The 14367-nt window shown below is 69.6% G+C and carries 12 protein-coding genes and 1 pseudogene; 4 read left to right on the top strand and 9 right to left on the bottom strand.

Annotated elements, in window-relative coordinates; translation table 11 throughout:
- Positions 1-32: 32 nt before the first annotated feature.
- The 9 genes from rseP to rpsB all read right to left on the bottom strand — a co-directional run bounded on the left by rseP (position 33) and on the right by rpsB (position 9184).
- Positions 33-1385, bottom strand: coding sequence for an RIP metalloprotease RseP (rseP, locus tag HNQ58_RS03570; RefSeq protein WP_183947423.1), 1353 nt, complete (start codon positions 1383-1385; stop codon positions 33-35).
- A gap of 1 nt (position 1386) precedes the next feature.
- Positions 1387-2565: a 1-deoxy-D-xylulose-5-phosphate reductoisomerase gene (locus tag HNQ58_RS03575; RefSeq protein WP_183947424.1), complete on the bottom strand. Its 1179-nt coding sequence runs from the start codon at positions 2563-2565 to the stop codon at positions 1387-1389.
- Positions 2566-2572: 7 nt separating this feature from the next.
- The gene (locus HNQ58_RS03580; protein ID WP_183947425.1) at positions 2573-3400 is read right to left on the bottom strand and encodes a phosphatidate cytidylyltransferase; all 828 of its coding nucleotides are present in this window, start codon (positions 3398-3400) and stop codon (positions 2573-2575) included.
- Positions 3397-4167 (bottom strand): polyprenyl diphosphate synthase, encoded by a 771-nt coding sequence (uppS, locus tag HNQ58_RS03585; protein ID WP_183947426.1) that lies wholly within the window; start codon positions 4165-4167, stop codon positions 3397-3399. The genes HNQ58_RS03580 and uppS overlap by 4 nt, the downstream gene beginning before the upstream one ends.
- 17 nt (positions 4168-4184) lie before the next feature.
- Positions 4185-4742 (bottom strand): ribosome recycling factor, encoded by a 558-nt coding sequence (gene frr / locus HNQ58_RS03590; protein WP_183947427.1) that lies wholly within the window; start codon positions 4740-4742, stop codon positions 4185-4187.
- 154 nt (positions 4743-4896) lie between these two features.
- Positions 4897-5619: a UMP kinase gene (pyrH, locus tag HNQ58_RS03595; protein ID WP_183947428.1), complete on the bottom strand. Its 723-nt coding sequence runs from the start codon at positions 5617-5619 to the stop codon at positions 4897-4899.
- A 57-nt stretch (positions 5620-5676) separates the two neighbouring features.
- A complete protein-coding gene (locus tag HNQ58_RS03600) occupies positions 5677-7179 on the bottom strand; it encodes a sensor domain-containing diguanylate cyclase (RefSeq protein WP_183947429.1) in 1503 nt (500 codons plus the stop codon).
- A 142-nt stretch (positions 7180-7321) separates the two neighbouring features.
- The gene (gene tsf / locus HNQ58_RS03605) at positions 7322-8197 is read right to left on the bottom strand and encodes a translation elongation factor Ts (RefSeq protein WP_183947430.1); all 876 of its coding nucleotides are present in this window, start codon (positions 8195-8197) and stop codon (positions 7322-7324) included.
- Between the two features lie 144 nt (positions 8198-8341).
- Entirely contained in the window at positions 8342-9184 is an 843-nt protein-coding gene (gene rpsB, locus HNQ58_RS03610) for a 30S ribosomal protein S2 (protein WP_183947431.1), read from the bottom strand.
- 254 nt (positions 9185-9438) lie between these two features.
- Here rpsB and map point away from each other — a divergent pair, with 254 nt between their 5' ends.
- The 4 genes and pseudogenes from map (at position 9439) to HNQ58_RS03630 (ending at position 14296) form a co-directional block, all read left to right on the top strand.
- A complete protein-coding gene (gene map / locus HNQ58_RS03615; protein ID WP_183947432.1) occupies positions 9439-10233 on the top strand; it encodes a type I methionyl aminopeptidase in 795 nt (264 codons plus the stop codon).
- A 170-nt stretch (positions 10234-10403) separates the two neighbouring features.
- Complete coding sequence (gene glnD, locus HNQ58_RS03620; RefSeq protein WP_343057169.1) at positions 10404-13064, top strand: [protein-PII] uridylyltransferase; 2661 nt, start codon at positions 10404-10406, stop codon at positions 13062-13064.
- Positions 13048-13884: pseudogene (dapD, locus tag HNQ58_RS03625) on the top strand (2,3,4,5-tetrahydropyridine-2,6-dicarboxylate N-succinyltransferase); the annotation flags it as partial. The gene glnD and the pseudogene dapD, both read left to right, overlap by 17 nt.
- A gap of 31 nt (positions 13885-13915) precedes the next feature.
- Positions 13916-14296 carry a Spx/MgsR family RNA polymerase-binding regulatory protein gene (locus HNQ58_RS03630; protein WP_183947434.1) on the top strand — a complete coding sequence of 127 codons (381 nt, stop codon included), beginning with the start codon at positions 13916-13918 and terminating at the stop codon, positions 14294-14296.
- The last annotated feature ends 71 nt before the right edge of the window (positions 14297-14367 follow it).

Raw genomic sequence — 14367 nt, forward strand, 5'->3', positions numbered from 1 at the left:
CCCGAGGGTCAATTCGGTAAGGGGATCCGCGGTCAGCCGAGCAGCCGCAGGATGTCGTTGTAGAAGGCCAACCCCATCAGCCCGGCCAGCATGGCAAGCCCGATGTACTGGCCGGCGATCAGGGCACGGTCGCTCATCGGGCTGCCTTTGACCAGCTCGATAAGGTAATACAGCAGGTGTCCGCCATCCAGCACGGGGATGGGCAGCAGATTGATGATGGCCAGACTGAGCGAGAGCAGGGCCAGGAAGTTGAGGAACCAGGCCAGGCCCAGCCCGGCCGAGACGTTGGCGTACTGGGCGATGGTGATCGGCCCGGACAGATTCTGCAGCGAGGCCTTGCCGGTGACCATGCGCCAGAGCATCGCCAGGGTCTCGCGGGTCATGCGCCAGGTTTCGCCGAAGGCGGCGCCGATGGCCGAGAAGGGGTTGTAGCGCAGCAACGTGTCGTAGCCGCTCTCGGTCGTCTGGGCCGCCACGCCCAGGATCCAGCGCGTCTGGCCGTCGGCCTCGCTGCGCGCGGGCACGATCTCGACGGTGAAACGGTCGCCAGCGCGCTCGATGCGCACCGGCAGAGGTTCGCCGGGACGGGCCAGTTCCTGCACGGTGCGGCCGATCTCGTCCCAGGCGTGGATCGGTCGTCCGCCCAGCGCCAGGATGCGGTCGCCGGCGCGCAGGCCGGCGGCCTCGGCCGGCGAGTCGCGCGAGACTTCGCCGATCAGCGGCGGGATCAGCCAGTGCTGCGGCACCAGGCCGATCTCGCGCAACACGGTGCGCTCATTGACGCCGTCCGGCAGCCGGTCGAGCGGCAGGGTGCGGATGCGGCTGTCGCCGCGCGCGGTCTCGACCTCGACCGCCACCGGCCGTTTGTCGAGCGCGGCCACGGTCAGGCCCATCAGTGCGTGCGACCAGGTGTCGACCGGCCTGCCGTCGACCCGAGTCAGGCGGTCGCCGCGCTCGAAGCCGGCCGCGGCAGCCAACCCGTCGGCGCGGCCGACATTGGGCAGGAAGTCGGGCTTGCCGACCACGAACATCAGCCACAGCAGGCCGACGCAGAGGATCAGGTTGAACAGCGGGCCGGCGGCGACGATGGCGATGCGCTGGCCGACCGGCTTGCTGTTGAAGGCCTCCTGGCGGGCCTCGGGCGGCACGCTGTCGTCGCGCTCGTCGAGCATCTTCACGTAACCGCCCAGCGGAATGGCGGCGATCACGTACTCGGTGCCGTCCTTGCCGCGACGCGACCACAGCGGACGGCCGAAGCCCACCGAGAAGCGCAGCACGCGCACGCCGCAGCGTCGCGCGACCCAGTAATGGCCGAACTCGTGGAAGGTGACCAGGATGCCGAGACTGACGATCAGCCACCAGATCGAGCCGAAGAAGGCTTCCATTTCAGTTCGCGAACCTCGTGATCAGGGCGGAGGCCTGGCGGCGGGCTTCCGCATCGGCGGCCTGGAGAACGTCGAGCGAGTCGGCGAGCGAGTCCGGCACGGCGTCCAGGGTGGCGGCGATGAGTGCCGGAATCCCTAGGAAACCCAGTCGGCGCTGAAGAAAGGCTGAAACGGCCACTTCGTTGGCGGCGTTGAGGATGGCCGGGGCGGTGCCGCCGGCGCGCAATGCGGCGTAGGCCAGATCCAGACAGGGGAAGGTGGCGCGGTCGGGAGGCTCGAAGTCGAGCCGGGCGATGGCGGCCAGATCCAGTGGAGCCACGCCCGAACTCACCCGTTCCGGCCAGGCCAGGCCGCAGGCCAGCGCGGTGCGCATGTCGGGATTGCCGAGCTGGGCCAGCACCGAGCCGTCGACGTAGTCGACCAGCGAGTGCACCACGCTCTGCGGGTGGACCACGACTTCGATCCGCTCGGGCGGCAGGCCGAACAGCCAGTGCGCCTCGATCACCTCCAGCCCCTTGTTCATTAGGGTGGCCGAATCGACCGAGATCTTGCGGCCCATGGTCCAGTTGGGGTGGGCGCAGGCCTGCTCGGGCGTCACCCCGGCCAGGCGTTCGCGGGTCCAGCCGCGGAACGGGCCACCCGAGGCGGTCAGCAACAGACGATGAACGCCGCCGTGCAGGGCGCGGTCGGCCGGCAGGCACTGGAAGATGGCGTTGTGCTCGCTGTCGATCGGGATGATCCGCGCGCCATGCGCTTCGGCCTCGCGCACCAGCAGCGCGCCGGCCAGCACAACCGATTCCTTGTTGGCCAGCAGCAGGCGCTTGCCGGCACGGGCAGCGGCCAGGGTGGAAGCCATGCCGGCGGCGCCGACGATGGCGGCGACGACCGTCTCGCAGCGGTCCGAGGCGGCCGCCTCGGCCAGCGCCTCAGGGCCGGCCAGGGGCTCGGTCTTCAGCCCCGCCGCGCGCAGCCCCTCGCGCAGTCGGTGAAACCCGGCCGGGTCGGCGATGACGGCGATCTCGGGATGGAAGCGGCGGCACAGGTCGAGCAGTTCGTCGACGCGGGTGTTCGCCGCCAGCACGCTGGCGCGGAAGCGATCCGGGTGGCGGGCGATCACGTCCAGTGCCGAGCCGCCGATCGAGCCGGTGGCGCCGAGCACCGCGATGCGTTGCGGGCTCATCGTCGTTTCACAGTCCCAGCCAGGCCTTGCCCAGCGCGAATGCCGGCAGGGCGGCGAGCAGGCTGTCGATGCGGTCGAGCACGCCGCCGTGGCCGGGGATCAGGCCGCCGGAGTCCTTGCAGCCGGCATGGCGCTTGAGCAGGCTCTCGTAGAGGTCGCCCACCACCGAGAAGCCGACCGCGATCGCCGACAGCAACAGCAGCGCCGGCAGTTGCGCCAGCCCCAGGCCGAGCAGCGGCGCCGCCAGCACGGCCACCAGCAGACTGGCGCCCACGCCGCCCCACAGGCCGGCCCAGGTCTTGCCCGGGCTGATGCGTGGAGCCAGCCTGCTGGTGCCGTAACGGATGCCGGCGAAATAGGCGCCGGTGTCGGCGGCCCAGATCAGCGACAGCGCCAGCAGCGCCCAGCGCGGGCCGAATTCGCCGTCGGCGTGCAGCAGCACCAGCGCGCACCAGGCCGGCACGGTCGCCAGCAGGCCGGCCAGCAGCTTGATGCCGCGCGCGCTCGCCGTGGCCTGGCGCATGAACTCGAACCGGCGCAGCCAGAGCGCGGCCAGCAGCCACCAGCCGGCGCCGATCAGGAGGGTCAGCTGGAACGGGAACAGACCGCCGGGGCGGGCGCTCCAGGTCAGCACCGCCATGATCGCGGCACCGGCGGTGAGCACGCCCAGGCGCGGCAGGACATGGGTGAGGCCGACCAGCCGGGTCCACTCCCACAGGCCGAGCAGGAACACGATGGCGAGCAGGGCGGCCAGGATCGGGGTGGGCAGCCAGAGCACCGCCGCGATGGCGAGGGGGCCCAGCAGGGCGGCGGTCAGCACGCGCTGTCCGGTCATGCGGATTCTCCTGTCAGGCCCGAGGCCAGTTGTGCCCCGGTGAGGCCGAAGCGGCGTTCGCGGGCGGCGAAGTCGGCCAGCGCGGCGCGCAGGGTGTCTTCGCTCAGGTCCGGCCAGAGCGTATCGGTGAACCACAGCTCGGTATAGGCCATCTGCCAGAGCAGGAAATTGCTGATGCGCTGTTCACCGCCGGTGCGGATGAACAGGTCCGGCTCCGGCAGCTCGGCCAGGCTGAGCTCGCGGGCAAAGCGTGACTCGTCGATCTCGGCCGGCGCCAGCGTGCCGGCGGCGACCTGCTCGGCCAGCCGGCGCGCGGCCTGGGCGATGTCCCAACGGCCGCCATAGCTGGCGGCGATGGTGAGCTCAAGCGCGGCGTTGCCGGCCGTCAGCGCCTCGGCGGCGGCCATGCGCTCGCGGATGACGGGGGAGAACTGGCTGCGCTCGCCGATGAAGCGCAGGCGCACGCCGCGTCGGTGCAGCTCGTCGACCTCGCGCTCCAGCGCGTTGAGGAACAGCCGCATCAGCGCGCCGACCTCCTCCCGCGGCCGTTTCCAGTTCTCGCTGGAAAAGGCGAACAGGGTCAGCGCCTGGATGCCCTCGCGCAGGCAGAAGTCGATGCAGACGTTGACCGCGCGCGCACCGGCGCGATGGCCGATCGTGCGCGGGCGTTTGCGCTGTTCGGCCCAGCGGCCGTTGCCGTCCATGATGACGGCGATGTGGCACGGCTTGCGGGCGGGCGCGGCCAGTCGGGAGGGGTCGGAGTTCATTGGCGACCGTCGACGGCTCAGATCGCCAACAGCTCCTGCTCCTTGGCCTTGACCACCTCGTCGACGTCCTTCACTGCCTTGTCGGTGAGCTTCTGGATTTCCTCTTCGGCGCGGCGCACGTCGTCCTCGGTGACCTGCTTCTCCTTGAGCAGTTCCTTGACCTGGTGCAACGCGTCGCGACGGATGTTGCGCACCGCCACCTTGGCGTTCTCGCCCTCGTGGTGGACGTGCCTGGTGAGTTCCTTGCGGCGCTCCTCGGTCAGCGGTGGCAGGTTGATGCGGATCACCGTGCCGGCCGTGTTCGGGGTCAGGCCGAGGTCGGAGGCGAGGATGGCCTTCTCGACCGCCTGCACCATGTTCTTCTCCCACGGCGTGATGGTCAGCGAGCGGGCGTCTGCCACGGCCACGCTGGCGACCTGCGAGAGTGGCACTTCCGAGCCGTAGTAGTTGACCTTGAGGTGATCGACCAGGGCGGTACTGGCGCGGCCGGTGCGCAGCCTGGTCAGCTCCTGGCGCAGGGCGTCGACGCTCTTGGCCATCCGGGTCTGGGCGTCTTTCTTGATTTCGTTGAGCATCGCGGACTCCGCGGCGAATGGAAGCGAACGGCGGATTATAGGCCCGGCCGACGGCCAGGCGGGAATCGGGAATCGATGGGACGGGCCGTTGTGCGCCCGGACGTGGTCGGGCGGGACGCCGAACGGCTCCCTCACGCAGGCCCCGCTTCCGGCTTCAGGAGTGCACCAGCGTGCCGATCGGCTCACCCTGCAGGATGCGCATCAGGTTGCCCGGTTCGGTCATGTCGTAGATGCGCAGCGGGATGTTGTAGTCGCGGCACAGGGCGATCGCGGCGGTGTCCATCACCTGCAGGTTGCGGGCGATGACCTCGGCGTAACCGAGCCGCTCGAAGCGCTTGGCGTCGGTGTTCTTCTTCGGGTCGGCGTCGTAGACGCCGTCGACCTTGGTGGCTTTCAGCAGCAGGTCGGCGCCGACCTCGATCGCGCGCAGCGCCGCGGCCGAGTCGGTGGTGAAGAAGGGATTGCCGGTACCGGCCGCGAAAATGACGATGCGGCCCTTCTCCAGGTGGCGGATGGCGCGGCGGCGGATGAAGTCCTCGCAGACCTCGTTGATCTTCAGCGCGCTCATCACCCGGGCGAAGGCGCCGAGTTGCTCCAGCGCGTCCTGCATGGCCAGGGCGTTCATCACCGTGGCCAGCATGCCCATGTGGTCGCCGGTGACCCGGTCCATGCCGGCCGCTTGCAAGCCGGCGCCGCGGAAGATGTTGCCGCCGCCGATCACCACGCCGACCTGCACGCCGGCGCGGCTGGCCTCGAGGATCTCCCTGGCCAGCCGGCCGATCACTTCCGGGTCGATCCCGTAGTCGGCCTTGCCCATCAGCGCCTCACCCGAGAGCTTGAGCAGGATGCGGCGATACTTCAGGGCGGGGACATTCATGGGCGCGGCTCGGTTGGTGAAAAGCGCGCGAAGTGTAGCCGAGACACGCCGCGTCCGTCAGCGCGGCTCGACCGGGGTGTCGCCCTCGGCGACGCAGATGCGGTTGCGGCCGTGTCCCTTGGCGTCGTAGAGGGCGCGGTCGGCGGCGCGCACCAGCGCGTCGGCGCTGTCGAAGCCGAATCCGCCGCTCATCGTCGCCAGCCCGACCGAGGCGGTCACGCGGATCACCTGGTCGTCCACTTCGGCCATCGGGGTCGAGGAAATGTCCTGCAGCAGCCGCTGCAGCAGGGTGCGGGCGGCGGTCTCGCCGGTACTGGGCAGCAGCAGCAGGAATTCCTCGCCGCCGAAGCGGCACAGCACGTCCGAGGCGCGCACCCCCATCACCAGCACAGTGGCGAACTGGCGCAGCACCTCGTCCCCGGCCAGGTGTCCGTAGCGGTCGTTGATCTGCTTGAAGTCGTCAAGATCGATGAAGGCCAGCGAAATCGGCCAGCCGAACTGGCGCGCGCCATCGAACTCCTTCTCCAGCAGTTCCTGGAAATGGGCGCGGTTGAACAGTCCGGTCAGCGGGTCGCGGCGGGCGCGATCCTCCAGCGCACGGGCGTGGTCCTTCAGCTGTTCGGCCTCGCGGCGCAGGCGGTGCGCCTCCTGGATGTCCTTGAGGTTGCGGATCAGCAGCAGCTCGCGGGCGTGCTCGACGATGGCGTCCATGCGCTCGGGCTCGGTCAGGCGCATGTCGAACAGCATGGCGAATTCCGGTATCGATTCGGTCACCAGGGTGATGACTTCGGCGAAATCGGCCCGGGACAGATTCAGCCGTGCCTGTGCCATGTCGGACACGCGCCGGCGGTGTTCCTCCGGGTTGGGCGCGATCCAGATATCGGCGATCAGGCCCGACAGCGCCGCACAGATATCGAACAGGTCTTCGCCGCCACCGCTCTCGCTGCCGGCGATCGCCTGTTCGAGATAGGCCGGCAGATTCCAGCGGCGCGCCAGCCAGGCGCCGACCTCGGCATGGTCGGCGCCGAAGGCCTCGCGTTCGCGGGCCAGCAGCCCGTCGCCGTCGTCGGCCTCCGTGCAGATAGCGGCGTAGCGCACCGGATCGAGCTGGCCGAGGGCGAGGCGTCCGATGTCCTGCAGCAGGCCGGCCAGCATCAGCTCCTCGGTGCGTGGCAGGCCGAGCTTTTCGCCGAGGCTGCGGCAGGCGGTGGCGGCGAGGATGCTGCGGCGCCAGACCGCTTCGTTGTGGCTGGACTGGTTCCAGGCCGCGCGCAGCGACTTGGCCAGCGAGAAGCCGAGCGCGAGGGTGAGGGTGGCGTTGAGGCCGAGCACGGTCAGTGCCTGGCGCAGGTTCTCGACCTTGCGCTGGGTGGCGTACAGTGGTGAATTGGCGACACGCAGGATCTTCGCGCTCAGCGCCGGGTCATGGGAGATGATCTTGGCTGCGGTGGCGATGTGCGCTTCCGGATCCTGCGCCAACTCCACGAGCTGTATCGCCACGCCGGGCAGGGTCGGCAGGTTGTTGCAGAACGCGAGGCGGGACTCCAGGTCCGGGGTCATCCGTGCATTCCGGTACGAACGGGGCTGCGCCATTCTGGCAGAAAAAGGCGCCGCCGCGGCGGCCTTTTTCGGACGCAGATTCCAAAAAAGAAGCCCCGGCAGTCGGGCTGCCGGGGCTTGCGATGCGGCCGACGCAGCGGAATCAGGCCAGGCCGGCCTGCTTCATCACCTCGGCGGCGAAGTCGTCTTCCTTCTTCTCGATGCCCTCGCCGACGGCCAGGCGAATGAAGCCGAGCACTTCGGCGCCTTCCTTCTTGAGCACCGCCTCGACCGAGCTGTTGGTGTCCAGCACGTAGGCCTGGCCGGTCAGGCTGACCTCGTTGAGCGCCTTGTTGATCTTGCCGGCGATCATCTTTTCCTGGATCTCGACCGGCTTGGCCTTGTCCTTGTCGGACATCTGGGCCAGGGCGATTTCCTTTTCCTTCTCGACCACCTCGGCCGGGACCTGGGCCGGGGACAGGTACGGCGGGTTCATCGCGGCCACGTGCATGGCCAGGCCGCGGGCCAGCTCCTCATTGCCGCCCTTGAGATCCACCAGCACGCCGATGCGGCCGCCGTGGATGTAGGCGCCGACGGTGTTGCCCGACTCGATCCGGGCCAGACGGCGGATCTGCACGTTCTCGCCGACCTTGGCGACCAGCGCCTGGCGGGCCTCCTCGACGGTGCCGCCGTTCATGGCGGCGGCCTTGAGCGTTTCGACGTCGGTCGCGCCGCTCTCCAGCGCAACCTTGGCGACGGCCTCGGCGAAGGCGACGAAGTTCTCGTCCTTGGCGACGAAGTCGGTCTCGGAGTTGACCTCGACCAGCACGGCCTTGCCGGCGGCAGAGGCCATGACGATGCGGCCCTCGGCGGCGATGCGGTCGGCCTTCTTGTCGGCCTTGGCCAGGCCGGACTTGCGCAGCCACTCCATGGCGGCCTCGATGTCGCCGTCGTTCTCGACGAGCGCCTTCTTGCATTCCATCATGCCGGCGCCGGAGCGCTCGCGCAGTTCCTTGACCAGGGAGGCGGTGATTTCCATCGCAGATACCTCGATTGCGTAGGGGGCAGGGGCGGCTTCAGCCACGACCGGTGCGGCCTCGTGAGGGCGGGTGTCGCGGCTGAGGCTGCGCCTGCATGAACGGGAGGCGGCCGCGCCGTCTCGCGCGGCCGTATGACGCGTGGCTTACTCGGCGGACTCGCCGTCGGCCTTGCGGCGGGCGCCGGCCTTCTTGGACGGGGCGCGGCGCGGCGCGGCCTTCTTCTTTTCACCCTCGTCGGCGGTGACCGGGTTGCCCTCGGCATCCAGCTCGACGAATTCGTCGTCGCCGCGGGCGACGATCGGCGCGGCGGCCTTGCCCTCGAGCACGGCATCGGCAGCGGCGCGGGCGTACAGCTGCACGGCGCGGATGGCGTCGTCGTTGCCCGGAATCGGGTAGTCGACCAGGTTCGGGTCGTAGTTGGTGTCGACCACGGCGACCACCGGGATGCCCAGCTTCTTGGCTTCCTGCACGGCGATGTTCTCGTGGCCGATGTCGATCACGAACAGCGCGTCGGGCAGGCGGTCCATGTTCTTGATGCCGCCCAGGGAGGCTTCCAGCTTGTCGCGCTCGCGGCGCAGGCTCAGCACCTCGTGCTTGACCAGCTTCTCGAAGGTGCCGTCGGTTTCGGCGGCTTCCAGCTCCTTGAGGCGGGCGACCGACTGCTTGACGGTGCGGAAGTTGGTCAGGGTGCCGCCCAGCCAGCGCTGGGAGATGTAGGGCATGCCGCAGCGGATGGCCTCTTCCTTGATCGCCTCGCGCGCCGAGCGCTTGGTGCCGACGAACAGGATGGTGCCGCGCTTCTGTGCCAGGCCGGAGATGAAGTTCATCGCGTCCTGGAACAGCGGCAGGGTTTTCTCGAGGTTGATGATGTGGATCTTGCCGCGGGCGCCGAAGATGTACGGACCCATCTTGGGGTTCCAGTAGCGGGTCTGGTGGCCGAAGTGCACGCCGGCTTCCAGCATCTGGCGCATGGTGACCTGGGGCATGGGGAATACCTCGCACAAGGTGGAGCGCGCCGCCGGGGATGAGGTGTGGCGGACGCATGCTCCGGGGTTGGGCCTCCCCGCATCCTCCGTGGCCGAACCCCTCGCGGGGCACCCCGGCACGGGGCGGTGATGCGGGTGTGTATTCGCCGGTGACGCCCGGCGTGGGCGGCTTGCGGCAGGCCAAGGCCGGCGGCAAGACGCGAAATTGTATCCGGCTGGCCCAAGTGCCTGCAAGTATTGGATAATCCGGCCTCATGGCCGTCACCCTCAAATCCCCCCAGGACATCGAGAAGATGCGCGTCGCCGGCCGGTTGGCCGCCGAGGTGCTGCAGGTCGTCGCCCCGCACGTCAGGCCGGGCGTCACCACCGCCGAGCTCGACCGCATCTGCCACGACCACATCGTCAACGTGCAGCGGGCGATCCCGGCCAACGTCGGCTACGGCGGCGGCCCGGGGCGGATCCCGTTCCCGGCCACCATCTGCACGTCGGTCAACAACGTCATCTGTCACGGCATCCCGAGCGAAGGGAAGGTCCTGAAGGAGGGCGACATCCTCAACATCGACGTCACCGTCATCAAGGACGGCTGGCACGGCGACACCAGCCGCATGTACTACGTCGGCGAGCCCTCGGTGCTGGCGCGGCGGCTGGTGGAGACCACCCGCGAGGCCATGTTCCGCGGCATCCGCGCAGTGCGCCCGGGCGCCACGCTGGGCGACATCGGTCACGCCATTCAGAGCTATGCCGAGAGCCAGCGCTTCTCCGTGGTGCGCGAGTACTGCGGTCACGGCATCGGCCGGGTGTACCACGAGGAGCCGCAGGTGCTGCATTACGGCCGGCCCGGCGAAGGGCTGAGGTTGCAGCCGGGCATGACCTTCACCATCGAACCGATGATCAACGCCGGCGCCCGCCACACCCGGCTGCTGCCGGACGGCTGGACGGTGGTGACCAAGGATCGTTCGCTCTCGGCCCAGTGGGAGCACACGGTGTTGGTCACCGACGATGGCGTCGAGATCCTGACCCGCCTGCCGGGCGACGACAACGATTTGTGAGACGGGTCGGGGGCCGGGCTCCGGGAGGGTGCGGCGCAGCCCCGCCATTGCGGCGGGAGCCGGGGCAGGGTGGGGCAGGGTTCGCGCCACTTCGCCCGTCACTCGAGCCCCGGGATGCCCGCTTCACGCTTTTCCCGAACCCCGAACCCCGAGTCCCGTAGTCTTTTGATGTGACCATCCTTCCCGACATCGACCGCGACGACACCGAATGGCGCGAAGCCGCGCGCATGCACCTGCTGCAGGCCGACGCGGGGCTGGCCGCACGTTTCGATGCCGGCGAGGACGTCACCCGGCTGCTGGTCGAGCGCAGTCGGGCGGTCGATGTGGTGGTGCGTTCGGCGTGGGCGCGCAGTGTGCCCGCCGACGCGCCGCTGAGCCTGCTGGCGACCGGTGGCTATGGGCGCGGTGAACTGTTCCCGCAGTCCGACGTCGATCTGCTGGTGCTGGCCGAGCCGGATGCGCAGGTCGCCCATGAGGCGGCGCTGTCGCGCTTTTTCATGCTGCTGTGGGATGCCGGCCTGACGGCCGGCCATGCCGTGCGTTCGGTGGCGCAGTGCACCGAGGCCGCCGCCGCCGACATCACCGTGGTCACGGCGATGACCGAGGTACGGCGGCTGGCCGGTCATGCCGATGCGGCGACGCTGGTCGAGCGCGCCGTCGCGCCGGAGCGGGTATGGCCGCCGGACCGCTATTTCGCTGCCAAGCGCGAGGAGCAGCGCGAGCGTCACAGCCGTTTCAACGATACCGCCTACAACCTCGAGCCCAACCTCAAGGAGGGCCCCGGTGGCCTGCGTGACCTGCATACGCTGGCCTGGATGGCGCGGCGCATCCACGGCGTGCCTTCGCTCGAAGCATTGGTGCCGCTCGGTACGCTGGGTGAGGACGAATTCGCCACCCTCGAACGCGAGCGGCGCGCGCTGTCGCGGCTGCGCTTCGGTCTGCACCTGGTGGCCGGCCGGCGCGAGGAGCGCCTGCTGTTCGACCACCAGAAACCGCTCGCCGCCCGGCTCGGCCTGCGCGACGAGCGCAGTGACAACCTGGCGGTCGAGCAGATGATGCAGGGCTTCTTCCGCAGCGCCGCCACCGTGCTGCGCATCAACGACCGTCTCCTGCAGCGTTTCGAGGAGCAGCTGGAGGGCGAGAGCGAGCCGGTGCCGATCGATGCCGACTTCGTCGCCCGCCGCGGTTACCTCGCCCTGCGCGAGCCGGCGCGTGTCGCCGGCGACCCGGCACTGGCGCTGCGCCTGTTCGCGGTGTGGGCGGCGCATCCGACGCTGCGCGGCCTGCATTCGGAGTCGGCGCGCGCGCTGGCCGAATCGCTGGCCTCGTTCCCGGCCTATACCGACGCCGATGCCACGCTGCGCGCACGGTTCGTCGAGCTGCTGCGCGGCCCGCAGGCGGTCACCACGCTGGCACGGATGGCACAGCTGGGCGTGCTGGCGCGCTACCTGCCGGCGTTCGGACGTGTGTCCGGGCGCATGCAGTACGACCTGTTCCACGTCTATACCGTCGATCAGCACACGCTGGCGGTGCTGCGCAACATCGAAAGCTTTGCCCGACCCGAGTCGGCGCAGCGCTTCGCGCTCGGCCACGAATTGTGGCCGCGGCTGCGCAAGCCCGAGCTGCTGCTGCTGGCCGGGCTGTTCCACGACATCGCCAAGGGGCGCGGCGGCGATCATTCCGAGCTCGGCGCCGAGGACGCGCTGGCCTTTGGCGAGGCGCACGGGCTGCCGGCGGCGGACACGCAGCTGGTGGCCTGGCTGGTGCGCCACCACCTGCTGATGTCGGTGACCGCGCAGCGCCAGGACATCTCCGACCCCGAGGTGGTCAACCGCTTCGCGACCCGCGTCGGCGACCGCGAGCACCTCGACTACCTCTACCTGCTCACCGTCGCCGACATTGCCGGCACCAGCCCCAAGCTGTGGAACGCGTGGAAGGACCGGCTGATCGCCGACCTCTATGCCGCCACCCGCTTCGTGCTGCGACGCGGCCTGGAGCACCCGGTCTATGGCGTCGAGCGCATCGCCGAAACGCGTTCGGCGGCACGGGCCATGCTGCTCTCGTCCGGCATGGACGCCGACCGCATCGACGCGCTGTGGCGCGAGTTCCCGGACGAGAGCTTCCTGCGCTATCGCCCCGAGCAGATCGCCTGGCAGACCGAGGGCATCGCCAGCCGGCGCAACGCCCGCGAACCGCTGGTGCGCGTGCGCCCGCTGGCCGACGGCAGCAAGCCGGGCGCGCGCGCGCTGGAAGTGTTCGTCTATTCGCCGGATCGCGACGGCCTGTTCGCCGCGGTCACCGCCAGCCTCGACCGGCTCGGGCTGAACGTGCTGGCCGCGCGCGTGGTCACCTCCACCGCCGGCATGAGCCTGGACACCTTCCAGGTGCTGGCCGCCGACAACGATCAGCACGAACCCGAAACCCTGGCCGGCATTGTCGAGCGGCGGCTGTTCGAGGTGCTGTCGCGCTCGCTCGACCAGGTGCGGCCATCGCGGCGCGCGCTGCCGCGGCATTTCCGCCATTTCCGCGTGCCGGTGCAGGTGGATTTCGCCGATGCCGGCTGCGACCGCACCCAGCTCACCCTGGTCTGCACCGACCGCCCCGGGCTGCTGGCCGACGTCGCGCAGGTGCTGCGCAAGCACCGCCTGCGCGTGCACGACGCGCGCATCGCCACCTTCGGCGAGCGCGTGGAGGACTTTTTCCTGATCACCGACGAGCACGATCGTGCGCTCGTCGATCCCGAACGCTTGCAGGCCGTGCGCGACGCGTTGGCGGCCTGCGTGGATGGAGGACAACATGGCAAGACCACGCAAGCAGCCGGGCACGGCTGAGCTCCAGCTCATCGTCGAGAGCGCCTGGGCGCGTCGCGCGCAGCTGACCGCCGCCGAGATCGACGGCTCCACGCGGCCGATGATCGAGCAGGTGATGCGCGGTCTGGAGTCGGGCGTGCTGCGCGTGGCCGAACCCGACGGCAAGGGCGGTTGGACCGTCAACGAGTGGCTGAAGAAGGCCGTGCTGCTGTATTTCCGCGTCAACGAGATGCGGGTGATGGAAGGGCAGCCGGCGCCGTACTGGGACAAGGTGCCGCTGCGCTTCGCCGGCGAAGACGAGAGCGCCTTCCGCGAGATCGGAGCGCGCGTGGTGCCGGGTGCCATCGTCCGCCGCGGCGCGCACCTGGGCAAGGACGTGGTGCTGATGCCGAGCTTCGTCAACATCGGCGCCTGGGTCGGCGAGGGCACCATGGTCGACACCTGGGCCACGATCGGCTCCTGCGCACAGGTGGGTAAGCGCTGCCACATCTCGGGTGGCGCCGGTATCGGCGGCGTGCTCGAGCCGCTGCAGGCCAGCCCGACCATCATCGAGGACGACTGCTTCATCGGTGCCCGCTCGGAAGTCGTCGAGGGCGTGGTGGTGGAGAAGGGCAGCGTGATCGGTATGGGCGTGTTCCTCGGCCAGTCCACCCGCATCTACAACCGCGCCACCGGCGAGATCACATACGGTCGCGTGCCGGCCGGCAGTGTGGTGGTGTCCGGCGCGCTGCCGGCCGCCGATGGCACGCATTCGCTGTACTGCGCGGTGATCGTGAAGCAGGTCGACGCCAAGACCCGGGCCAAGACCAGCGTCAACGACCTGCTGCGCGGCGCGGCGTGATCCTGCGGCACACGATGGGGAAGGCAGAGACATGGCGGATGTGACGGTTTACGGGCTCGACAAGTGCGACACCTGCCGCAAGGCGCGCAACTGGCTGGATCGTTTCGGTATCGCCTACCGATTCGTCGATTACCGCGAGCAGCGCGTCGCCCCGGACACGCTCAAGGCCTGGGCGCGACAGCTCGGCGGCTGGGACAAGCTGATCAACCGCGCCTCCACCACCTGGCGCGCGCTGCCCGAGGCGCGCAAGTCGCCCGGTTCGGATCCGGAGTGGACCCTGCTGCTCAAGGAGTACCCCGCACTGGTCAAGCGTCCGGTGCTGGTCACCGCCGACGGCACGGTCTCGGTGGGCTTCACCGACAAGGCCTGGAAGCTGCGGTTCGGGCTGCAGGCAGATCATGCCGGCCGCTGAAGAAAGCGAGCCGATCCGTCGTCACGCCCGGTCGTGCCGGGTGCGTCGAGGAGCCGGTCGCTGCACGAGGC

Origin of the sequence: Rehaibacterium terrae (genome assembly GCF_014202935.1) — a bacterium.
GTDB lineage: Bacteria > Pseudomonadota > Gammaproteobacteria > Xanthomonadales > Xanthomonadaceae > Rehaibacterium > Rehaibacterium terrae.